The following is a 23,193-nucleotide window of genomic DNA, read 5'->3' as shown; positions in this document are numbered from 1 at the left end:
AAATTTCGACGAAGCAATCTCAAGAGTTTTTGTATTACCTCATGAGATTGCCACGACCACTTTGTGGTCTCGTAATGACGATACATATCAACTACGTATATTCTTTTTCTTTATTATTTTTGATTTAGCTTTTGTAGTAGATTTATTATTAGAGGCAAGCTTGATTGAAGGTTTAGGGACTATAGGCTTAATATTAAAATGCTGATCTAGTAGCCCCATCATCTTTTGATCACGAGATGCGGCACTTTTGCCGCCTGTAACAACGGCAATCAATGATTTACCGTTCCTAGAAGCAGTAGTTACTAAATTATAACCTGCCGGTGTATGAAAACCTGTTTTCATCCCTTCTGCACCTTGATAATTTTTAGTAACCCTATTATGTCCGTTTACTACGTTTCCACGAAATACAAAGCTGGTTTTAGCAAATAACGGATAAAATTTAGGATAATCTCTCTTCAAAGCCATAGCAAGTTTAGCCATATCTCTTGCGGTAGTTTGCTGCAATGGGTCATGCCAACCTGAAGCATTTTTAAAATAGGTATTCTTCATACCGAGCTGTTTAGCTTTAACATTCATTAAATGAGCAAAAGCTTTCTCTGAACCTTTCATGCCCTCAGCAACCGTTACAGCAGCATCATTAGCAGATTTTATAATTAATCCATTAATTGCCTCTCGAACGGTTATAGTTTCCCCTGCTTTTAAACCCAGCTTACAAGGCGGCATTTTTGAAGCTTTTGCTGATACAAGTAATTTTTTATCTAAAGGTAACTTACCGGCTTCAATTGCTTCAAACATTAAGTATAGAGTCATTAGCTTAGTTAAAGAAGCGGGGTAAATCCGAATTTGTGAATTATGGGCCTGCAACACTTTACCGCTTTTTGCATCAATGACTAAACTAGTTTGAACAGGAGGTTTAGGAGTATTTTTTACGGCTTTTGTTGCTTCGCTTATAGGAGCAAAGAAAAATGTTACGACAAAAATATAAGGTAATAAAAATTTCCTAAACATTTTAAATAAATAAAATATTATTCAAATTAAATCAAGTGTGATTTTTCGTCATTGCGAGACAAAATTGAAAATTTTGACGAAGCAATCCAGTAAAAAATGTATAGCATTTTTTTATTATTTTCCTAGATTGTCACCCTTCCTACTACGGTCGCTCGCAATGACGATGAAAATAATACTTACTACACATTAACCTTTTTATTAAGATACATTAATATAAACAAAGCAGGCAAGGCTAAAATTATAGTAAAGATGAAAAAAACGTCCCAGCCCATCATATTTACGAGTTTTCCAGCATAAATAGTGACAGTATTGTTACATAAACTACTAGCACTACTAAGTAAAGCATATTGTGTTGCGGAATATTTTTTATTACATAAATTACCTATATATCCGACTAAAGCAGTAGCACCCATAGCGGCAGCAAAATTCTCTATAGTAATAGCAATTAATAAAGCTTCAAAAGAAGGAGGCTGATGATTAAGCCAAATAAATACAAAATGCGTTAAGCTTTGGGCAATACCGGTAATAATCAAACCTTTAAAATTCCCCACCCTATACATTACAATACCACCGACAAAACCGCCGACTAAGGTTGCAATCAGTCCATAAAGTTTAGCTATTACTGCTATTTCGCCTTTTGTATAACCAAGCTCTATATAAAAAGGTGAGGCAACCGCTCCAAGCATAGCATCGCCTAATTTAAAAAATATTACCGCAAGTAAAATAGTTGTGGCAAATTCTCTTTTGAAAAAATCCTTGAAAGGATTAATTACTGTAGAAATCCATGAAGTAATAGAAATAATATTAATTTTTTCTCTTACTAATTCTTTTTCGTTTACGGTTATTATAAATATCGTTGCAACGACAAATATTATAGCTATAACACAGAAAGTTAGTTGCCAATTATTTCCAGTTATTTCTGCAAGGTACAAAGCACCTGCCCCTGTAATAAGCATACCGATTCGATAACCGAATACTGCGGTTGCACTAGCTATGCTTTGTGTTTCTTGATCAAACTTATTTATACGCAACGCATCAACGGCAATATCAAACGTGCTAGATAAAAAACCTAATAATATAGTCAAAAAATATAAAGAAGTTAAAGAAACTTCAGGATTTTCCTTGCTCATAGCAATTAGTACTAAAGCCATTAAAGAGCTACATAATATAAGCCAGCTTTTGCGATGTCCCCACCTACTTAAAAAAGGTATTTTAAAATTGTCGACTAGAGGCGACCAAAATACTTTTAACGAATATGATAACCTTGCAACCGCAAAAGTAGTAATAACGGCGATATCTATACCGGATTCTTTTAACCATACCGCAAGAGTAGAAAAAATTATAACCAGCGGCATACCGCTAACTATTCCTAAAATAAATATTTCAAATAATCGATAGTCTTTAAAAATCTTGGTAATGAGCATTGTGATATTTCATTAAATCATCATTGCGAGGAGGGACATAGTCCCGACGTGACAATCTTGTCAAGCATCCTGAGATTGCTTCGTCAATTACTTACATAATTTCCTCGCAATGACGAAAATATTAGTGTTGCAATAATAATTAATAAAATTAAGAAATATAAGCTATTTACTTTATAAATCAACCATTTTCTCTTAACTCCTTATTATACAACCTATAATATTCATCTTTATTCTTAAGCAATTGTGTATGAGTTCCTTGTTCACAAATCTCACCGTTTTTCATGACGATAATATTATCAAGATCGGTAATACTACTTAAACGATGCGTAATAATTAAAGTGGTTTTTCCTTGGCGTAATTTCTTTAACGATTCTAGAATTTTCTGTTCGGAAGCTTGGTCTAAGCTGCTTGTTGCTTCATCCCAAATTAAAATAGGGGCATCTTTTAAGAAAGCTCTAGCAATAGATAAACGCTGACGCTGACCGCCTGAAAGAGTCGTCCCCTGCCCCCCTATCTGCGTGTCGTAACCGTTCGGCAGATGCATAATAAACTCATGAGCATCGGCATATTTTGCTGCTCTAATTATTTCTTCTCTTGTAGCGTTTTCCTGACCGTATGCTATATTTTCTGCAACGCTTGTATCAAATAAATGAGTATCTTGAGTAACTAAGGAAATCTGACTTCTAAGTGAAGTAAGCTTAATATCTTTAATATCATGATTATTAATTAAAATTCTTCCTTCATTTGGATCATAAAAACGCACTAATAAATTACTAAGCGAAGTCTTAGCACTACCTGAACGCCCGACAAACGCAATAATTTTATGAGGCTCTAGCCTTAAATCTATATATTTTATAGCTATTTTACTCTCAAACCTTAAAGCTAGTTTTTCAAAAGTAATTTGTGGATTATATAAATCTACGTCTTTAGCATCTTCATGATCTTTAATAAGAGGCTCGGTATCCAAAATACTAAATACCCTCTTAGCTGCTGCTATTCCTTCTTGTAAATTAATATTTAACGATACCAAACTTTTAAACGGTCTATAAGCCGCTGCAAAAGAAGCCAAAAAAGCAAAAAGAGCCCCTGGCGTACTTTTCCCCTCAAGGACTAGATTACCTCCGTACCATACCATCCCTCCAACTGCAAAACCGCTTAAACCCTCCATAATCGGTGAAACCATCGCATCTAGCTTAGATGTTTTTTTGTAGAACTCTAAAATATTATTAATAATCAACGATGCTCTATTACTTTCTATTTTTTCGCCTACAAAAGATTTAATAATCTTAATGGACTGAAATGTTTCATCAAGCCGAGAGGTATAATGCCCAAGCTCTTCTTGTGACTGTGCAAATATTCTTCTTATCTTTCTACCCATCCTTTGCACCGGATAAACAGCTAAAGGGAAAACAAGAAAAACTACGCAAGATAATAGCGGTTCTAAATGAAACATTGTTGCTATTAAACATACTACAGTTAGGAAATGTTTAGCACATCCGACAAGTAAGTTAGAAACAGCTCCACGCATCAAAGAAATATCATTAGTAAAACGAGATATTAAATGTCCTGAAGATTGGTTGTGAATAAAAGAAATATCGGCAAATAACAAATGCTTATACATTTTTATCTGTAAATCGTTTAGTACCCTTTGCCCAACAAATTTTATTATATAATTCTGATAATACTCTGAAATTCCTTTTATAACAAAAGTTACAGTAAGCACTATAGGCATTATTATAAGCATTTTTTTATCATGCGTTAAAAAAACCTTATCAATAATAGGTCTAGCCGCATGTACGATCACTGCCGTACAAAGTGCTGCAACAACCATACAAAATATCGAAAAATATATTTTATTTGCGTAAGGTTTAACATGATCTTTTATCAGCCTTTTTATAACATCTGTGGCTGTGTAGTTATCATTTAAATTATTGTTATTCATGCTCGTTAAAAATATTAAATTGATGATGTGATTGATTCGGTACAGGCATTTTCAAATGCTCAAAAGCGGCAATCGTGATTACCCTACCTCTAGGAGTTCTTTGTAGTAAACCTATCTGTATAAGATAAGGCTCTATGGTTTCTTCAAGTGCGTCACGTTGTTCAGACAAGGCAGCTGCGATCGTTTCAATGCCGACAGGACCGCCGTTATAATTATCCGCTATGAATTTTAGATAACGATAATCATTGCTATCAAGTCCTATGCGATCAACTTCCAAACGATTTAACCCAAAATCAGAGATTTCCTTATCTACTCTTGATTTACCGTCCACTGCTGCAAAATCTCTTATACGACGAAGCAATCTTAATGCAATTCTTGGCGTTCCTCTACTTCGTTTAGCTATTTCTTCAGAACCCGAATCGGTCAAATCAATATCAAGTAGTTTACTTGCTCTATTTAGAACTTTCTTCAATTCCTCGGTATTATAAAAATTTAGCCGCATAGGAATACCGAACCTATCACGCAAAGGATTACTAAGCAGCCCGAGGCGTGTGGTAGCACCGATTAAGGTAAATTTCGGCAAGGTTATTTTCACTGACCTTGCGGCAGATCCTTCACCGATAATTATATCAAGCTCAAAATCTTCCATAGCAGGATATAAAACCTCTTCAACCGCAGTATTTAAGCGGTGGATTTCATCAATAAATAATACATCGTTCCTTTCAAGATTGGTAAGAATAGCAGCAAGATCAGCTACCTTAAGTATAGCAGGACCGGAGGTGGATTTAAAATTACCGCCGATTTCGTTAGAGATAATTTTAGCAAGCGTAGTTTTACCAAGCCCGGGCGGACCGTAAAATAAAGTATGATCAAGATGCTCATTTCGAGATTTTGCAGCCTTAATAAATACCGAAAGATTTTCTTTAATCTGCTGTTGACCGACAAATTCTTGCAAATATGACGGCCTTATCGGCAATTCTTGATCATTTTCACTTTTTTCAGGTGATAATAATATATTAGTCATTATTTTAAATCGAATATAATGACTAATAATAGCTAAAAAATAGTTTTATGCTATAAATTATTTTAGACTTTTATATTAGCCCTCTTCACAGAAACTAGTACCCCTTCTCTAAGTTTATCTACGGTTTCAAAAAATTTTTCTGTATCCGTGACGCCTAAGTTTTGTAATTCTTCTTTAAGGTAATTTTTATTTAATCCTTTATATAACTTGAAATAATGACCAAATATCTCATTTGATAATATTTTATATTAGGATTTTCATAATAATTTTTCAAAACTTCTGCTACATCTCTTTTAGAGTAAGGTTATTTTCATCAGTTATTTCTGTAATTTGTGCGTCCACTGCTTGTCTATCTTGAGATTTCATTCATATCTTATAACCTAAAATATTACATCCAATTAAGCTTTTATTCTCTTTTATAGCATCCGATAAGGCTTTCTTTGATTCCTCGCTTACTTCTGTACTTAATGAACAATTCAATCCGACAAGTTTAGTATTTCTAATAAATGAGGATCAGGCAGGAACATTATTATTATCAAAAAATATCCCACTGATATCTAAATCGCTTATTTTTGTTGCGTTTATATCTTCGAGTAATTTTATTAAATTTTCTTGTGTTATAGGATTTGATGAAATATCAAGAGCTTCAATATTAGATTCTTTAAGAAATTTATTTATTATTCCATTGTCTAATCTTATATTTGTATTTTGCAATACTAAAGTTTTTATAGATTTCTTAAATAAATTATATCTACCTTATCTCTTAAATAATTATGAGCTAGTTTAATATTTTCTATAGTTCCGTTTACTCTTAAGGTATCTAAAAGAACAGCTATCTTATTAACATTATTCAAAGCATTTATAACACTAATGTCGGTAATTCGGTATAGCGGATCTTTAAAAAATTCAGCAAAGAACTTTATTGATTTTAAACTCCACGAAAAACTATCAGTGCTTAAGTACTTTATAGTAGCGTCTCCTTGTAAAGCATTAAATCACCCATTTAAAGCATCTTCAGGAATTTTAGAGTATCCAGCAACTGCAAATACCGGTGATTGTGGTACAAAAATTAACCTCGGTAATACTTAAAGTAGCAGGGTCTTTCTCTAGCTCTTTTAATATTTCTTCAGCCTGTATTTTTTCTAAATATTTTATATTAATTTTAGTAATTAAAATTAATATAAAATAACTGCTAATTTATCAACTAAAAATTGAATTTCGATTTTTCAGGGCTGTTTTGATTAATTCATCAATAGAGATTTCGGGATTTTGGGTAATGATGCCTTGAACGGCGTTTTGAGCTTCAAATCTAGAAAATCCTAGATTTACTAGAGCTTTTATTACTTCATTACTTGCAACGGGTGTGATATTCTTAATATTTAAGCTATCTTTAATAATAGCTGAACCGCTTGATATTTTCGCTACTTTACCTTTCAGCTCTAGCACTACACGTTCAGCAAGTTTAGCCCCTACTCCGGATATTGCTTTAAATATATTTTTATCTTCATTATTTACAGCAATTTGAATGTCCGAAGGCGTAAGGCTTGATAAGATAGATAAAGCCATTCTTGTACCTATACCGTTTACTGATTGTAGCAAATTAAAAAAATTCTTCTCTTCTAGAGTCAAAAAACCGTAAAGATGAATATGTTCCTCTCTAACATGGGTTTCGATAAATAGTTTATAAAACTCCCCTTCAGCAAGTTTACCTAAAGTTTTACCTGAAGCATAGACTAAGTACCCTACCCCGTTTACGTCAATTATAACGTAATCATCGCCTTGGGAATCAACTTTACCGCTTAATTTACCGATCATATATTTACTTTTTCTTTTTACTATATATTAAAATTAGTGTCGGTAAAGCGGTAATAATTGCTGCTAAGATGTAATGAATAACAAGCGGTCTATCCATCATATGACACTGCCCATCGTTAGGAATAGTTTGAGCCAAAACCATATAAGCAACTATTATCGTCACTACTATATATAGACCGATAAAAAACAAATATTTTATAAAATGTTTCATGTTAATCTCTTTTTGCATCAGTGATATGATGTTATTCTTGCGAAAGCAGAAATCTAGGGGTAAAGCAAGATAAATCGAGCTTTTAAAAAGCTTTAAAGTACTGGATTCCCGCTTTCGCGGGAATGGCATCAGAGGTTTTTTCTTCTCTTAAGTTAACACACATACACGAAAGCGGGAATGACATTAAAAACTACACAAACTTATAATAAGTTTGATTCTTATCCCCTTTACTTATTAAAAGTTTACGCTCTAAACCATATAACAAATCTCTACTAGCCGTTGCCGTAGAAATATTTTTATGTACAGTAATATAATCTTTTCTAGAAAACCATTGATCTATTAAATTAACCTTAGCAAATTCCATTCTAGATAAAGGCGTATTTGCCTCATATGTAATATTATTACTATATAATCTTAATGCTGCAACTATTTTATCAAGCATAAACTCGATAAATAAGGTCGATTCACCAAGCTTATCACACTTACTTAAAACACTATAATATTCACTTTGATTATTCCTTATCAAACTTTCAACGGAAATATACTCAAGAATTTTATTAGCTTGCATTAGTAATAATTGTTGCCATAATCTACCGATTCGTCCGTTACCGTCTGAAAAAGGATGGATAAATTCAAACTCATAATGAAATATACAAGCTTTAACTATTCCAGAAATTTTCTTATCTTGTGCTATAAACTCAAATAAATCCTGCATTAATAAAGATACACGGCTTGCCGTAGGGGCAAAATGTATAATCTCTGTGCCTTTAAATATAGCGGCATTACCTTTACGCCACTTTCCGTTATCTTCTACTAATCCTTGCATTAATATCTCATGTGCTTTTAATAATGATTCAATTTTGAAGGGATTAAATATAGTCAGATTATTGTATAGTTTTATAGCATTTTTTACTTCTAAAATATCTTTTTCAGGTGCGAGTACACGCTTGCCGTTTATTATATCGGTTATCTGCTCTACGCTTAAACTATTTCCTTCAATTGCTAAAGAAGAATGGATGGTTTTAATTTGATTATTTTTTCTAAGTTTTATAGGTTGAGAGTAAAGCTTGCTACCGGCTAAAATACCAAGCTCATAAGAAATATCTTGTGATAACTCCAAGATTTTATTAGTTATTTGAAAAGACGGTTTACTATTCATTATATGATAGTATCATATGATACTATCATTGTCTACGAAGAATATTTTTTCTATATCATTCCCATAGGGCATTAGCCTTATTGCATGACTCCAAAATCGTCATTGTGAACAACCGTAGACTGCGTGACAATCTCATGCAATAATAACAAACTCCTGAGATTGCCTCATCAATTGCTATGCAATTTCCTCGTAATGACGTATATCTCTTTATTTTACAATACACTCATTAGAACTACCTACCTCAATATCTTCTATAACACCACTTTTACGATCTTTTAATTCAACAATATTATTTGCGGCTTTTTTAGGACCAATTATAATTTGATGAGGTGAGCCTATAAGATCATGCGTTGCAAATTTACTGCCTGGACGTGCTTCGGTATCGTCATATAACACTTCTATATTTTTATCTGATAGCTCTTTATAAGCCATTTCCGCAAGCTCTACGCATTTACTATCATGAATATTTAAATTAATTAGAGAAACTTTGAAAGGAGCAACGCTAGAAGGCCATATGATACCTTTCTCATCGCAATTTGCTTCTATGATAGCCGCAACTAACCTTGAAATGCCTATACCGTAAGAACTCATTTCTATAGGAGTTAGTTTACCATGCTCATCATTAATAAGTGCATTCATATTAACCGAATATTTTGAGCCTATATAAAAAATATGCCCAACTTCTATTCCTTTACTGCTCGTTATTTCTTGTTCAGATATAGGTAATTTATTTACTTCATGTTTTTCTTCAGCTGCCGCGTACCAACTTTTAATTTCCTCTACATCGATATCAGGATTATCTTTTAATGTCTTAAATTTTTTATCGTAATAAATAGTACTTTCACCAGTTTCAGCGATTATATGAAACTCATGGCTTAAATTGCCACCGATCGGACCGTTATCGGCAATAACAGGGATCGCAAACACGCCTAAATCCCTGAAAGCATTGATATAAGCCTTATACATTTGATTATAGGTTTTAACGGCATTTTCTTCATTTATATCAAAAGAATAAGCATCTTTCATTAAAAACTCTCGTCCTCTCATAACACCAAAACGAGGTCTAATCTCATCACGAAATTTCCATTGGATATGATAAAGATTTTTCGGCAAATCCTTATATGACTTAATATTATGACGAAAAATATCCGTAATCATATCTTCGTTAGTAGGACTGAATAGCAAAGTATTATCGTGGCGATCTTGAAATTTCAGCATTTCTTTACCGTAATTATCAAAACGTCCCGATTCCATCCATAAATGTGCCGGCTGAATGCAAGGCATTAGAATTTCCAAAGCTCCCGCTTTATTCATATTTAAGCGTACTATATTCTCGATATTCTTCAATACTTTTAAGCCAAGCGGAAGCCAAGTATAAATCCCTGCTGCTTGCTGCCTAATCATTCCACTTCTAAGCATTAATTTATGCGAAGTTACTTGAGCTTCACTTGGCTCTTCCTTTAACACAGGTAAAAAATATTTTGATAATAACATATTTTTTCTTGCTATATTTATAATCATTTATTTTGTCATCCCGTGGCTTGAGACCACGGGATCCAATTTTTTTAAAATTTTTTCTGGATACCGCGATCAAGTCGCGGTATGACAAAATTACTGGATTCCCGCTTCCGCAGAAATGACATTAATAACGTATCACCTTTTAGCAGTAAGGTTTAAAAACTCATGACGATATTTCTGCTGTTCGGCAAATATACCCGTATAATGCATGGTATTCATAACGCTATTATCTTGCATTACGCCACGCATTGACATACAGCTATGTACGGCAGAAATCTTAACGGCAACGCCAAGCGGCTTTAAATTCTCCTGCACGCTTTCTGCTATCTGTACCGTCATTTTTTCTTGGATTTGTAGTCTTCTAGCAAAAATATTTACTATTCGTGCTAGCTTACTGATGCCGACAATACAATTATCAGGAACATAAGCTATATCTACTGTACCGTTAAAAGGTAATATATGATGTTCACAGAAAGAGGTAAATTTTATATTCAGTAAGATAAAATCTTGAAAATTACAAGTTTCATAAAACTTGGTATTTAATATTTTTGCTACATCCTTTCCATAACCGGAAAATATTTCTGCGTAGCTATTAATTACTCTATCAGGCGTTTTAAGCAGCCCTTCTCTGCTTGGATCTTCACCAATGAATTTTAGTAACGTTCTTACTGCCTCTTTAGCTTCTTCTCTAGTTGGTTTACTCATGTGCTAGTTTTATACTTTTAAAAAACATTACTTTAACACAAATATATACAAACATCAAGCCGCCTACTATAGCAATAAACCCTCCTCCACCCATCATTCCCATTAATAGCTTAGCTGACATCGGCATTACACTATTTGGGTCTTTCCGCATAACACCATAACCACCGGCGAATGCTAGACCTAGTATGTGCAGAATCTGCCCGAATGTTAGGAGGTAAAATGTAAAATTAATAATATTGTCATTGCGAGGAGGCACGAAGTGCCGACGCGGCAATCTAGGGAGTTTTTGTATTACCTCATGAGATTGCCACGCTCTTTTTAGTCGCTCGCAATGACGTTGATACCTCCCAATACCCAAATAACTATACCCCATACAAGCAATGCTAATCCCTACTATAGACCCGTGATAATGAGCAGGAATTGCTACATTTATACCTGTGATATTCATTGCTATAAGCCCGCCAAGTAAGAATAAAGTAATAGAGCAAAGTAAGATGGTTTTGATTACTCTGTCATTTATTGTAACCGTGTCATCCCGCGACTTGATCGCGAGATCTATAACATTATTCTGATATTTTGTTTGGATCTCGCGATCAAGTCGCGGGATGACAAATACCCATACCAACTCAACCCCCATACCTATTAAACATAAAACAGGAGCAATGCCGCCTAGATATTTCATATGATTTGTATAGAATACTTTGAAGGCTCCATCGATAATATCATAAAATATATGACCGAAAAGTGTCAGAATTCCGAAAATAAAATTTAAATAAAGTAAGAAAAGATAGAATTTTTGAAATGTCAATTCTCTAGCTATTAACTCTTTAAATAAACTAACCCAAATAAATATTAATATTTGAGTATATATAAATTGCAATAAATGACCTCCGCTCCAAAAAAGTAATTCATAATAAAATTCTATCTCGATTGGAATAATTTGAATGATGTTTTGCAAGCCATTATAAGACCATCCAAAACAAACACAGCTTAAAATAAACATTATAATAGTCGATAATACGGTAAAATTAACTAGACTATTTAAGTTCGTCCAATCGAAGAAATATAAAATATTTATAGCGTACAATAGCAACGTAACACCAAATAAGCTTAACCCCAAAATAAATACGATATTTTCAAGCATCGGTATATAATTATTCATCACCGGATTATGCCCGGCTATTGGGGAGATGGCGATTAGAAGAGTAGCTAGAAAAGCAAGTTTGGGGTAAAGGCGAAACACGTCATTGCGAGCGGACGTAGAGAGCGTGGCAATCTCAGGAATTTTGTATTGTTTCATGAGATTGCCGCGTCGAGGCTTCGCCTCTCCTCGCAATGACGTTTCACCCCCCCAAACACTAGCCGTAACGGACAATAACCAAATCAATACCGATAAATTAACATGAATAATTAAAGCAGATTTGAAAATATGCGGATTTGGGAAAAAGCTTGATAATGGCGGGGTACGTAGTACCACCAAAATAATTGAATATAAACCCGCAAATCCCAAGGATAAAATACCAAGCTTAAGCCAAGAATTAGTTAAGCTACTATTTTGTAATTGATTGGTAGAATTCATAACTACAGGTAAATATTAAATATAATCTACAAATAGCTCACGGTATTTAAATAAGCAATATTTTTTTATTTGCTTTAGAAGCTAACATACGATATTAATTATTAATAAGTCAATCAAGAGTTAATAGTTAGATATGACTAACCACCTACGCATCGATATTTTAATCTTTAATAATAGGAATGAAATTTGTATTAGTTCCCATGGTGAGTCTAGTTATGCTCCTGTCGGTGGACATTTAGAATTTGGAGAAACATTTGAAGAATGTGCTATCCGTGAAGTTTTAGAAGAAACAAATCTGATCATTGAAAACCCACAATTTATAGCGGTGACTAACGATATTTTTGAAAAAGAACAAAAGCATTACGTCTTGATTTTCCTTAAAGCTCATTGTTTAAATGAGCATGAATTACAGAATCTTGAGCCTCATAAAGTAGCAAGCTGGTAGTGGTTTGCTCGTGATAATTTACCCTCTAACCTTTTTCTACCTCTAAAAAGACTCATTGAGAAAAAAATGTTATTTATATAAAAAAAGTATTGATTAACTAAGTTTATCTAATTTTAAATATCCGGACGCGTATTTGTGTACAACAACACTAGCAATAAGAGTTTAATAAGGCATTCTTTCTTGTGCTGCAATTCTTTTTATATGATTTAAATCGTATAACGGCAATCTAATATTAATTCTTTCCGATTTTTTAAAAAAATTAGCTGCGGCAATTTTAGCTATATTTGGCTCTCTAGTTCTTTTTTAGGTAACTCTAAAAGCTCATCTTGTTCAAAATAATCTAGTATTTCTTGTTCTTTTTCAGTAAATTTGTATTTTTTCATAATCTAAACCTTAGTTTGACAATATCATCCTAACTTAGCAATATTAATAAATGATCACCTTGATTTATAATTATGATAATACAGATTTTATTGTTGTAGCGGATTGAATGGTGGGTTTGAGAAGACTTGAACTTCCGACCTCACGCTTATCAGGCGTGTGCTCTAACCAGCTGAGCTACAAACCCACAGTATAAGAAGTATGGTGAGCTCGCCGAGATTCGAACTCGGGACCCTTTGATTAAAAGTCAAATGCTCTACCGACTGAGCTACGAGCTCTTAAATATATTGCATATATTCAAAAATTATGTTTTACTTTATCGCCGAAAAAGGCTAACCTGTCAACAATTATTTTTTAATTTAAATGTAGGAAGTTTATGCAGCATCAGGACGTGGCTATAATTATCCCCTCAAGGCTAAGTTCAACTAGGCTTAAACAAAAACCGCTGCAGCTTATCGGCTCTATAACTTTAATCGAGCGGGTATTCAAACAAGTAAATCAAGCGGGCCTTAAGCATACATATGTTGCGACCGACTCGGAAGAGATAGCAAGCGTTATTAAAAAAGTCGGAGGAAAAGTAATATTCACGGATAGTGCTATCCCAACCGGTACTGATCGTACTTATGAAGCTTTTAAATTAATTCCAAATAATCAAAACATTAATTACATAGTTAATGTACAGGGAGATATGCCTTTCATTGAACCTAGCTCTATTTTGAAAATTATAGAATATTTAAAAAACAGCGAATACGATATTGTTACACCGATAGTAAAAGTAGATAGGGAATCAGTGGAAGCTAGTAGTAATGTTACCGTAGCGGTTGACTCGGCGGGGACAGCGTTGTATTTTTCGCGTAGTCTTATCCCAAACGGCGCAGAAGAATTTTTATATCATGTAGGCATGTATGGTTTTCGCAAAAACGCTTTAGAAAAATTTGTATCTCTTAAGCCAACTTTTTTAGAAAAAACAGAACGTTTAGAACAATTACGTGTCCTTGAAAACGGCATGACTATAGGTACATGTTTAGTTGAGAATGTTCCTATTTCCGTAGATACGGAAGAAGACTTAAAAAAAGCAGTAAAATTTTACGAAAATATTAGTAAACTAGGTTTATAATAATGGTACATTTCATTTTTGTTACCGGCGGTGTTGTTTCATCACTCGGTAAAGGTCTAACGGCAGCATCTCTTGCTATGCTATTGCAAGCGAAAGGTTTTAGAGTCAGTGTACGAAAACTAGACCCTTATCTTAACATTGACCCGGGAACTATGAATCCTCACGAACATGGTGAGGTATATGTAACCGATGACGGAGCAGAAACCGATCTAGATCTTGGACATTATGAACGTTTTACCGGAGTTGCCGCATGCAAATTTGATAGCATCACAACAGGTGCGATATACTCAAAATTACTTAAAGATGAACGTTTAGGAAATTACGCCGGCGTTACTGTTCAAGTCATCCCGCATGTTACAAATATAATAAAAGATTTTATATTTTCAAACACCAAGGGTTTTGATTTTATTATTTGTGAAATAGGCGGTACAGTCGGTGATATTGAAGGTCTACCGTTTTTTGAAGCTATAAGGCAAATTGGTAACAAATTAAAAAGCGAAAATTGTTTATTTATTCATTTAACATTATTACCTTATGTTAAAACCGCCCGTGAATTAAAAATAAAACCTACCCAACACTCAGTTAAAGCATTACGCGCTATAGGTATTTCACCTAATATACTAGTGTGTCGTGCAGAACGTAACATTTCAAAAGGCGAAATAGACAAAATAGCTTTATTTTGTAATATAGAATCTGAGTATGTTGTTCCGGCAATAGATCAAAAAAATATATATTTAGTACCGATTGCATATCATAATTCAGGTCTTGACAATAAAGTATTAAAATTTTTTAATATTAATGCCATGCCGTCTAAATTAGATAAATGGCATGATATAATTAATAGGCTAAAAGATTCTAATTCAAAAGTAAGAATCGCTATAATAGCTAAATATCATAAATTAAAAGATGCTTATAAATCAGTAATCGAGGCACTTGATCATGCAGGTATTTATTACAAATACAAAATTGATTTAGTATGGATAAATGCTGAAAATCTAACTGAAGAGAATATTAATAAAAAATTATTAGATATAGATGGGATTTTAGTACCAGGCGGATTTGGAGAACGGGCGACTAAAGGAAAAATTATAGCAATAAAATATGCCCGTACTAATAACATACCTTTTTTTGGAATATGTTTCGGTATGCAACTTGCGACGATCGAAATAGCTCAGAATTTAATCGGTATTAAAGATGCAGTAACGGAAGAATTTAAAGTAGACGGTACAAAAATTATTGAGAAAATAAATAAAAACTGTGAAGACTCAAAAATAACAATTGAAAATGTAAAAAAGACTATGAGGCTCGGCTCTTATCCTTGTAGTTTGGTCGCAAGTACCATTGCAGCTAATGCTTATAAAAGCCTTGAAATAAATGAGAGACATCGTCATAGATATAAATTTAATAATGAATTTCAAAATATTTTTGAAAAACACGGAATAGTATTTAGCGGTTTTTCAAAAGATGAAGAGATTGTAGAAATAATTGAACTACCGCTACTGCGTTGGTTCGTAGGAGTACAATTTCATCCGGAATTTAAATCTAAACCTTTTGAAGCTCATCCGTTATTTATTCAGTTTATTAAAGCAGCGATTGAGTATAACAAATGTAATTAACAACAATATATGAGACTATTTTAAAAAATCTTGACATAGTGTTTATTATAGTCTAGGGTGCAAAAAATAATATAGCCGGACAGTTTCTGAAAAACGTTTGAGGTCATTCCCGCATATGCGGGAATGACCTATAAAGCTCTAAGCCTTGCAAAAACATAACATTTTTAAAAACTATCCGGTACTAAAAAAATAAGCTCATAGTAAATCAATGGATAGCGTGGATTCTAATTTCACACTTTGGAATAAAGCCAGAAACAGTAAATTTAGGCATATAGTATGGCCGATTAGATCGTATGAATTAACCAAGTTTATCCCGATGGCTTTACTAATGTTTTTTATTCTACTTAATCAAAACTTAGTTCGTAGTATTAAAGATAGTTTTGTGGTTACCTTAATTAGCTCAGAAGTATTGAGTTTTATCAAACTTTGGGGCGAAATGCCGATGGGAATTTTATTTGTTATTTTTTATTCTAAACTCTGTAATATTATGACAACAGAGCAAGTTTTTAGGATAATTACCGGTACTTTTTTATTTTTCTTCGCAATTTTTGGTTTTATTTTATTTCCGTACAGAGAGTTTTTTCATCCCAATCCCGAATTAATTAAGCACTATCTCACTGTTCTTCCTCACTTAAAATGGTTTTTAATAATTTGGGGACAGTGGAGTTTGGTATTATTTTATATTATGGGAGAGTTATGGCCGGTTATAGTCTTTACTCTTTTATATTGGCAGCTTGCAAATAAAATTACTAAAGTCGAAGAAGCACCAAGATTTTACTCATTTTTTACTTTATTCGGACAAACTAATTTACTTATCTCAGGAACCGTAATTATTTATTTTGCTAAGAGTGAGCATTTCTTATTACCTTTATTTTCTCATCTAAACGATACAAATGAAATTCTTTTAAAATCATTTATTACGGTTATTTTAATATCCGGATTCATTTGTCTAGCTCTTCATAAACTTATTGATAAATCAGTCGTAGAAGCTGACAAAAATATTAAATTTAAAAACCAAAGAACGGATATATTAAAATTAAGCTTGATCGAAAGTGCAAAAGTAATATTATCTTCTAGATATCTCGGTTTTATTTGTCTTCTTGTAATGTCTTATTCTATGAGTATTAGCCTAATAGAAGGATTATGGATGTCCAAAGTAAAGCAACTCTATCCCGCTACAAAGGATTTTATAGCCTATCACGGTACAGTGTTTTTTTGGACGGGAGTACTCACATTAGTTAGTGCGTTTTTAGGCAGTAGTTTAATTAGAATATGCGGCTGGTTTTGGGGAGCTATTATAACACCGATTATGATGTTCGGAGCAGGTGTTATGTTCTTTTCATTCACGGTTTTTGAAAATCACCTAGGAAATATCGTAAATACTCTCGGCTATAGTAGTGCGCCGCTTGTCGTTATAGTTTTTATCGGCGGACTTTGGCATATACTTTCTAAATCCGTAAAATATTCACTTTTTGATGCTACTAAAGAAATGGTATATATTCCGCTCGATAGTGAAATGAAGACCAAAGGTAAAGCTGCAGTTGATGTTATGGGTGCTAAAATCGGTAAATCAATAGGTGCTATTATTCAATTCATATCCTTTAGTATTTTCCCGAACGCCGTACATAACGACATAGCCGGTTTATTGATGTTTAGTTTTATTATCGTATGTCTATTATGGCTATATGGCGTGAAAGTTTTATCGAAATATTATAATAAGATGATACAACGTTGATAAGGATATCCATTCCTGTGAAGGCTTGCTTGCGTTGATCCCTAATCTTCATGAGCTACGTAGGTAGGCGTTGTTGCATGACTCAGAAAAGGCGTACGATGTCATTCCTAGCTCAGCCTTGTTGCGTGGATCTAGCAAAATAACTTCAAATATCGATATAGAAGTTATTTATTAAAAAATAAACCTAAAAAAACAAATTTTTATAGGTTTTACTAGATTTCCACCTACGCGGGAATGACATAAAACGCTCCATGCATACAATGCTGAACAGGAATGACCAGTGCTTTTCAAAAATTGCTTGATGCTATGAATCAAACTACTGTATTTTGAACATCCGCTCCTATTAATCCTTGATCAAGCAAATCAAAAGCCTCATCCAAGCACTTATATACTGCATTTTCTTGAGCTACTTCCGAATAATCGTCGATTAACCCTAGATTTTGACAAGTAATAACAAGTTTAGCTTTTAAACCATCACTCTATTGATTTTTAATATAATCTAATATTATTTTTAAAACAGCTTGGCTACTATCCTTTGCTTTTTCATATTTATTTTGTAAGCTCTGTAATCTGTCAACATATACTCTTAACGTCTCTACTTCTTTACTTTGATATATTAAGCCCTCTATTTTTTTAATTTGTTTTATTAATCGCTCTGCCTCTTCATGCGGTTCTTTCCATTGTCTTACTAAATTTGCTTTTGTAAAATTAGTATTAGCATTGTTATGCATTAATAGTGAAAGAATAATTTTGTTTTCTACTGAGTTACGACCACAGTAATGTAATACTTCACCCATCTGTTTATAGTCATTCACCGTAGCACCATATTCAAGTAACATTTTGGCTTTTTTAAAATTACCTGTAACCTCTAAAGCAGTATCACCATTCTCATCTTGTATATTAGGATCAATACCTTTTTGCAGTCACTCTTTAAGGTCTGCTAAGTCAGTTACATAATGTAGGGTACTTTTGTTTTCTGGGCTATCTACCGTATCAAAACTAACATCTTTACTGTTTTACTATTAAGACTATTGTTAATACTAATGCGTAAATCATGAAACATTTCTCTGGAGCGGTTTTACATTCTTTTGCATTACTCCCCTTTCCTATACAAGATTTAAAAATATTTATTAACTTAGAAATTTTAGGCATAATTATTTTTTTAGTTATTTTATTAAAATTCCATGTTTCATGGTATTTTCGACTCAGCATTATATTAATCTATTTTAATAAACTCAACCACTACCGGCTGAGAGCCGGTAGGTTGATGATAGGCACTAGAAGTGCCGTAGAGTTTAAGCTAAAGCTTATTCCAATCTAATGTTAGAAATAGAAGTTGGTTTATGAGCTTCTGTATGGTTATTTGTAGTAGTTGACATTTGATCTTACATTTAATGTAAATAATGTATTAACAAATACAGATAAAAAAATGGAAGGTCACAATGAACTTAAATCAAAAAATAATAAAGCCAAAATTAGGATTACTTGAATTAGCTAAGAGCCTTGGTAGCATATCATCAGCATGTAAAGCGATGGGCTATAGTAGAGATAGTTATTACAGATTTAAAGAACTGTATGAAACTGGTGGTGAAGAGGCATTGTATGAAATTAGTCGAAGAAAGCCAATAATAGCGAATAGAGTTGATCCAGCGATAGAGAAAGCAGTAATGGATATGGCAATAGAATATCCAGCATATGGTCAGCTAAGAGTATCAAATGAGCTTAAGAAGAGGGGTATACTTGTATCACCTGGAGGAGTGAGATCAATTTGGTTACGTAATGATTTAAACAATATCAGTAAAAGGCTTAAAGCATTAGAAGCAAAGATGGCTCAGGATGGTATTGTTCTTACTGAAGCTCAATTACAAGTGCTAGAGAAGCGTCGTAATGAAAAAGAAGCTGATGGAGAAATTGAGACGCAGCATCCAGGGTATCTAGGATGCCAGGATACATACTATGTAGGCAATTTTAAGGGTATAGGTAAGGTTTATTCTCAGGTATTTATTGATAGCTACAGCAGAGTAGCTGATGCTAAACTATATACTGATAAAACAGCTCTAACTGCTGCTGATATGCTTAATGACCGAGTGTTACCATGGTATGAGACTCAAGGGATACCAATACTTCGTATTCTTACAGATCGTGGGTCAGAATATAAGGGAAATATAGAGCATCATGCTTTTGAGTTGTTTCTAAGTATCGAAGGTATAGAGCATACTACTACTAAAGCATATTCTCCTCAAACAAACGGTATGTGTGAGCGTTTTAACAAAACCATGAAACAAGAATTCTTTGATACAGCTATGCGGAAAAAGATTTATACAGATCTTGATGACCTACAATTAGATCTTGATATCTGGCTAGAGTATTTCAATAATGAAAGACCTCATTCTGGTAAATATTGTTACGGAAAAACTCCTATGCAAACTTTTAAGGATAGTAAGAAATTAGCTGTTGAAAAGAATAATGAAATCTTGTATCTTGAATATATATCTGACAGTCAAAATTTAACTGACAATCAGGTGCAAAATTTATAGTGTCTGTAAGATTAAATCTTGACTTCTACAGGTTATTTATATACTCATTAATTACTTCATCTGTGATATGACCACTTGTTGTACTAAAATAACCTCTTCCCCAAAAATGCTTCCCCCAATATCTCTTTTTTAATTCTGGGAATTCTTGTTGTATTCTACGTGCAGTTCTACCTTTTGCTCTTTGTACAAATTCACTTACTGCTATATTAGGAGGTATCGATACTAAAATATGTAAATGATCAGATGATATCACCCCATTTACTATCCTAATATTCATTTCCTCTGAAACTTGAGCTATGATTTCCCTAATCCTTTCTTTGATAACTTGGGTTAATACTTTATAACGGTATTTTGTTATCCATACTATGTGATACCTGTGATAATATACCGTATGTTTCCCTTTTTCATATTCTGTCATAGTCATCCTATAAAATAAGTCCTACTTACTTATTTTATATAAGACGACTATGACTTATTCAAACTAAAGTTTCTCCACCTGAAGGTGGAGGTTTGAACCATCAGCTGGATAATCAATATGAATGGTTAATTTTTATGAATTAACCAATTAACAATATAATTTAAAAATTCTTTTTTCTTGAATCTATTTGTAATATAGTAATAGGCATATTTAATATTTGTAGAGGAAGTAATGAAACAAAATCCAAAAATCTCATTAATAGGTAGCGGTAACATAGGTGGTACGCTTGCTCACTTAATTAGCCTTAGAGAACTCGGCGATATCGTGTTATTTGATGTGACTGAAGGAGTACCGCAAGGAAAAGCATTGGATCTCATGCAAGCCGGTACAATAGTCGGGTCTGATATCAAAATAAAAGGCACAAACAACTATAAAGATATTGAAGGATCTGATGCCATAATTATTACTGCCGGTTTACCAAGAAAACCAGGGATGAGTAGAGACGATTTAATTAGCATTAACACCAGTATTATGAAAACGGTTGCAGCAAATGTTAAAAAATACGCTCCTGATGCCTTTGTAATAGTAATTACCAATCCACTTGATGTTATGGTATATGTCATGCTTAAAGAAAGCGGATTGCCTCACAATAAAGTAATCGGTATGGCAGGAGTACTTGACTCATCAAGATTTAATCTTTTTCTTGCTGAAGAGTTTAAAGTATCGGTTAGCAATGTTAATAGCACAGTCCTCGGCGGTCACGGCGATGCTATGGTACCTCTTGCAAGATATTCTACAATATCAGGCGTGCCGATACCTGACTTGATAAAAATGGGCTTATCAAGTAATGAAAATATTGAAAAAATAATCGATCGTACTAGAAACGGCGGCGGTGAGATTGTTGCATTACTTAAAACAGGTTCTGCTTATTATGCTCCCGCAGCCTCAGCAATAGAAATGCTTGAGTCATATTTAAAAGATAAACGTCAGATTCTAACTTGTGCCGCTCATTTACAAGGTGAGTACGGCGTACATGATTTATATGTCGGAGTGCCTATTATGATCGGTAAAGAAGGTGTTCTAAAAGTAATAGAACTACAGTTAACCGCAGAGGAAAAAGCACTATTTGATAAATCAGTCGAGGGAGTTAAAAAACTCATTGAGACGATAAAATAAATGATAAAATTATATTATTGAAGCACAAATGCAACAAGATTTAAAATATTGAATTAATACTCATTATTAGTATTGTTAATTGCACATAAATGGTATTACATTTTGGTTTATTTTTATTAATAGAGGGAAATTATGAAACATAAGAATGAATTAGACCGACTAATAAGCAATCTTTATTTAATAAAAAATACTAATTTAAATAATATTTTAGAAACATATAAACTAGCTATAACACGTACAACTAATTTTATAGAAGCTCTAATAAACAAAATAGACCCTAAGAACGCCGGGACCGTATGTTTCTCAGCAACAAGCTCACTTCAAAGTAGCAAATGATAAAAATATACAGGGTGCTAGTAAAGAAATTTATTTAAAAAATCTACCTATTAGTATTGGTAAAGTTGAAGGCTTGAAGGAAGACGGAAAAGGTAGAAAAACCAAGGCTCAACTTGATGTCCTCATATCCCCTTCAGATTTTTCAGCATTATTAAGACTAAGTAATCCATTACCGATCACTAATGAGCAACAACTAGAAATAAAGGGCAATATTAATCTACTGCAATTGATGGAAGAAGCTGTGCAGCAAGTAGGGAAAAAGCGCTTAAATATACAGCAAGATAAAAAAGTACTTACCTCACAAAAAAAACGAACAAGCTATAACACACGGTCAACAAAAAGTAGAGCTTAGCCTTAAAGAAGAAATAATCAAAAATCCAACTAATAATGCAGAATTTAATAAGACATCAAAAGAAATTTTAGATTTGATTAATAATATCAACTCTCATCAACCATCTAGATTACAGGCAGCTAGAAATAAAATCCTGAGTAGCAGAGAAAGCCCTAATACTAAAAATACAAAAATAGAGGGATTGTTTCTTGAACAACATGAATGGGATAAATTTCAAGAATTAAGAGAGAGATTACAAAAAATAAAAGAGCCTAGAGAAAAATTAGATGAAATGAAAAATTTTTATGATGTGATTAATTCATTAGATAAAAATATCATTCTAGGAGTAATGCAAGGGAAACAAAAAGTGCAACAAGCTTCCAATCAAAAAGCACAAGAGATTATAAGAAGTAAATTTTTATACCTTGATAATGCCGGGGATTTTTCAGATGGTTTACAAAATTTATTTGAGAAGTTAAAAAATAAAGAAGAGACAGGGGCAAAAGCACTTATAGAAGCTTCTAAAAATATACTCAGCAAAAGTATATCAGTAAACAAAAATTACTTCCGTAATACTAATCATTCAAGCGAATTAGATTTACAATATAAGATGTTGTTAATAGATCATGCAGATAATATCTCGCAAAATATAAAGGAGGCTCTAGTCTTATATGCCGGAAGTAATAACAATAACAAGATTGATATTATTATCTGAA

At 33.1% G+C, this 23,193-nt stretch carries 24 protein-coding genes, 2 tRNA genes and 1 pseudogene; 10 read left to right on the top strand and 17 right to left on the bottom strand.

Going from position 1 to position 23,193, the window contains the following annotated elements:
• Positions 1-87: 87 nt before the first annotated feature.
• The 7 genes and pseudogenes from RMA_RS02965 to RMA_RS11670 form a co-directional block, all read right to left on the bottom strand.
• A complete protein-coding gene (locus RMA_RS02965) occupies positions 88-1,008 on the bottom strand; it encodes a D-alanyl-D-alanine carboxypeptidase family protein (protein WP_041404642.1) in 921 nt (306 codons plus the stop codon).
• 179 nt (positions 1,009-1,187) lie between these two features.
• Positions 1,188-2,432 carry an AmpG family muropeptide MFS transporter gene (locus tag RMA_RS02960; protein ID WP_041404641.1) on the bottom strand — a complete coding sequence of 415 codons (1,245 nt, stop codon included), beginning with the start codon at positions 2,430-2,432 and terminating at the stop codon, positions 1,188-1,190.
• Between the two features lie 178 nt (positions 2,433-2,610).
• Positions 2,611-4,374 (bottom strand): ABC transporter ATP-binding protein, encoded by a 1,764-nt coding sequence (locus tag RMA_RS02955; RefSeq protein WP_041404640.1) that lies wholly within the window; start codon positions 4,372-4,374, stop codon positions 2,611-2,613.
• On the bottom strand, positions 4,367-5,398 hold the full coding sequence (ruvB, locus tag RMA_RS02950) for a Holliday junction branch migration DNA helicase RuvB (RefSeq protein ID WP_041404639.1): 1,032 nt from the start codon (positions 5,396-5,398) through the stop codon (positions 4,367-4,369). The genes RMA_RS02955 and ruvB overlap by 8 nt, the downstream gene beginning before the upstream one ends.
• Before the next feature lie 75 nt (positions 5,399-5,473).
• A pseudogene (locus tag RMA_RS11940) lies at positions 5,474-5,764 on the bottom strand (hypothetical protein).
• Positions 5,765-5,911: 147 nt separating this feature from the next.
• On the bottom strand, positions 5,912-6,112 hold the full coding sequence (locus tag RMA_RS02940) for a hypothetical protein (RefSeq protein WP_041404638.1): 201 nt from the start codon (positions 6,110-6,112) through the stop codon (positions 5,912-5,914).
• Positions 6,113-6,123: 11 nt separating this feature from the next.
• Complete coding sequence (locus tag RMA_RS11670; RefSeq protein WP_274377927.1) at positions 6,124-6,252, bottom strand: hypothetical protein; 129 nt, start codon at positions 6,250-6,252, stop codon at positions 6,124-6,126.
• A gap of 16 nt (positions 6,253-6,268) precedes the next feature.
• On the opposite strand from RMA_RS11670, the gene RMA_RS02935 reads away from it, so the two are divergent.
• Positions 6,269-6,487: a hypothetical protein gene (locus RMA_RS02935; RefSeq protein ID WP_238375557.1), complete on the top strand. Its 219-nt coding sequence runs from the start codon at positions 6,269-6,271 to the stop codon at positions 6,485-6,487.
• A 111-nt stretch (positions 6,488-6,598) separates the two neighbouring features.
• On the opposite strand, the gene ruvA is transcribed toward RMA_RS02935, so the two are convergent.
• The 6 genes from ruvA to RMA_RS02905 all read right to left on the bottom strand — a co-directional run bounded on the left by ruvA (position 6,599) and on the right by RMA_RS02905 (position 12,385).
• The gene (gene ruvA / locus RMA_RS02930; protein WP_014365906.1) at positions 6,599-7,213 is read right to left on the bottom strand and encodes a Holliday junction branch migration protein RuvA; all 615 of its coding nucleotides are present in this window, start codon (positions 7,211-7,213) and stop codon (positions 6,599-6,601) included.
• A 4-nt stretch (positions 7,214-7,217) separates the two neighbouring features.
• Positions 7,218-7,424 (bottom strand): hypothetical protein, encoded by a 207-nt coding sequence (locus RMA_RS02925; protein ID WP_014365907.1) that lies wholly within the window; start codon positions 7,422-7,424, stop codon positions 7,218-7,220.
• A gap of 190 nt (positions 7,425-7,614) precedes the next feature.
• Positions 7,615-8,583, bottom strand: coding sequence for a Fic family protein (locus RMA_RS02920; protein ID WP_041404637.1), 969 nt, complete (start codon positions 8,581-8,583; stop codon positions 7,615-7,617).
• 207 nt (positions 8,584-8,790) lie between these two features.
• Positions 8,791-10,077 carry a proline--tRNA ligase gene (gene proS / locus RMA_RS02915; protein WP_041404980.1) on the bottom strand — a complete coding sequence of 429 codons (1,287 nt, stop codon included), beginning with the start codon at positions 10,075-10,077 and terminating at the stop codon, positions 8,791-8,793.
• Positions 10,078-10,236: 159 nt separating this feature from the next.
• Entirely contained in the window at positions 10,237-10,806 is a 570-nt protein-coding gene (folE, locus tag RMA_RS02910; protein WP_012152713.1) for a GTP cyclohydrolase I FolE, read from the bottom strand.
• Positions 10,799-12,385, bottom strand: coding sequence for a cbb3-type cytochrome c oxidase subunit I (locus tag RMA_RS02905; RefSeq protein ID WP_012152712.1), 1,587 nt, complete (start codon positions 12,383-12,385; stop codon positions 10,799-10,801). The genes folE and RMA_RS02905 overlap by 8 nt, the downstream gene beginning before the upstream one ends.
• Before the next feature lie 133 nt (positions 12,386-12,518).
• Between RMA_RS02905 and RMA_RS02900 the strand changes: the two genes are divergently transcribed.
• Positions 12,519-12,830 carry a nucleotide triphosphate diphosphatase NUDT15 gene (locus RMA_RS02900; RefSeq protein ID WP_012152711.1) on the top strand — a complete coding sequence of 104 codons (312 nt, stop codon included), beginning with the start codon at positions 12,519-12,521 and terminating at the stop codon, positions 12,828-12,830.
• Positions 12,831-13,321: 491 nt separating this feature from the next.
• Here RMA_RS02900 and RMA_RS02890 read toward each other — a convergent pair.
• Positions 13,322-13,398 (bottom strand) — tRNA-Ile (locus RMA_RS02890).
• 15 nt (positions 13,399-13,413) lie between these two features.
• A tRNA-Lys gene (locus RMA_RS02885) sits at positions 13,414-13,489 on the bottom strand.
• Between the two features lie 98 nt (positions 13,490-13,587).
• Here RMA_RS02885 and RMA_RS02880 point away from each other — a divergent pair.
• From RMA_RS02880 to tlc2, 3 genes are all read left to right on the top strand, one after another.
• On the top strand, positions 13,588-14,328 hold the full coding sequence (locus RMA_RS02880) for a 3-deoxy-manno-octulosonate cytidylyltransferase (protein ID WP_012152710.1): 741 nt from the start codon (positions 13,588-13,590) through the stop codon (positions 14,326-14,328).
• A 2-nt stretch (positions 14,329-14,330) separates the two neighbouring features.
• Entirely contained in the window at positions 14,331-15,944 is a 1,614-nt protein-coding gene (locus RMA_RS02875) for a CTP synthase (RefSeq protein ID WP_041404636.1), read from the top strand.
• 208 nt (positions 15,945-16,152) lie between these two features.
• Positions 16,153-17,679 (top strand): nucleotide exchange transporter Tlc2, encoded by a 1,527-nt coding sequence (tlc2, locus tag RMA_RS02870; RefSeq protein ID WP_012152708.1) that lies wholly within the window; start codon positions 16,153-16,155, stop codon positions 17,677-17,679.
• Between the two features lie 479 nt (positions 17,680-18,158).
• On the opposite strand, the gene RMA_RS02865 is transcribed toward tlc2, so the two are convergent.
• A complete protein-coding gene (locus tag RMA_RS02865; protein ID WP_238375556.1) occupies positions 18,159-18,518 on the bottom strand; it encodes a hypothetical protein in 360 nt (119 codons plus the stop codon).
• Positions 18,519-19,121: 603 nt separating this feature from the next.
• Here RMA_RS02865 and RMA_RS02855 point away from each other — a divergent pair.
• The gene (locus tag RMA_RS02855; RefSeq protein WP_041404634.1) at positions 19,122-20,216 is read left to right on the top strand and encodes an IS481 family transposase; all 1,095 of its coding nucleotides are present in this window, start codon (positions 19,122-19,124) and stop codon (positions 20,214-20,216) included.
• Between the two features lie 25 nt (positions 20,217-20,241).
• Here RMA_RS02855 and tnpA read toward each other — a convergent pair whose 3' ends face one another.
• Positions 20,242-20,634: an IS200/IS605 family transposase gene (gene tnpA, locus RMA_RS02850; protein ID WP_041404978.1), complete on the bottom strand. Its 393-nt coding sequence runs from the start codon at positions 20,632-20,634 to the stop codon at positions 20,242-20,244.
• A 231-nt stretch (positions 20,635-20,865) separates the two neighbouring features.
• On the opposite strand from tnpA, the gene mdh reads away from it, so the two are divergent.
• From mdh to RMA_RS10790, 4 genes are all read left to right on the top strand, one after another.
• Positions 20,866-21,810 (top strand): malate dehydrogenase, encoded by a 945-nt coding sequence (gene mdh, locus RMA_RS02845; RefSeq protein ID WP_041404633.1) that lies wholly within the window; start codon positions 20,866-20,868, stop codon positions 21,808-21,810.
• Between the two features lie 132 nt (positions 21,811-21,942).
• Entirely contained in the window at positions 21,943-22,146 is a 204-nt protein-coding gene (locus tag RMA_RS10800) for a hypothetical protein (protein ID WP_238375555.1), read from the top strand.
• A gap of 73 nt (positions 22,147-22,219) precedes the next feature.
• Positions 22,220-22,498 (top strand): hypothetical protein, encoded by a 279-nt coding sequence (locus tag RMA_RS10795; protein ID WP_238375554.1) that lies wholly within the window; start codon positions 22,220-22,222, stop codon positions 22,496-22,498.
• A gap of 73 nt (positions 22,499-22,571) precedes the next feature.
• Positions 22,572-23,192, top strand: coding sequence for a hypothetical protein (locus RMA_RS10790; RefSeq protein ID WP_238375553.1), 621 nt, complete (start codon positions 22,572-22,574; stop codon positions 23,190-23,192).
• Position 23,193: the final 1 nt, after the last annotated feature.

Origin of the sequence: Rickettsia massiliae MTU5 (genome assembly GCF_000016625.1) — a bacterium.
In the GTDB taxonomy this organism is placed as follows: domain Bacteria; phylum Pseudomonadota; class Alphaproteobacteria; order Rickettsiales; family Rickettsiaceae; genus Rickettsia; species Rickettsia rickettsii.
Note: the sequence above shows the minus strand (reverse complement) of the source record. Positions and strands in the feature narration are given on the sequence as shown.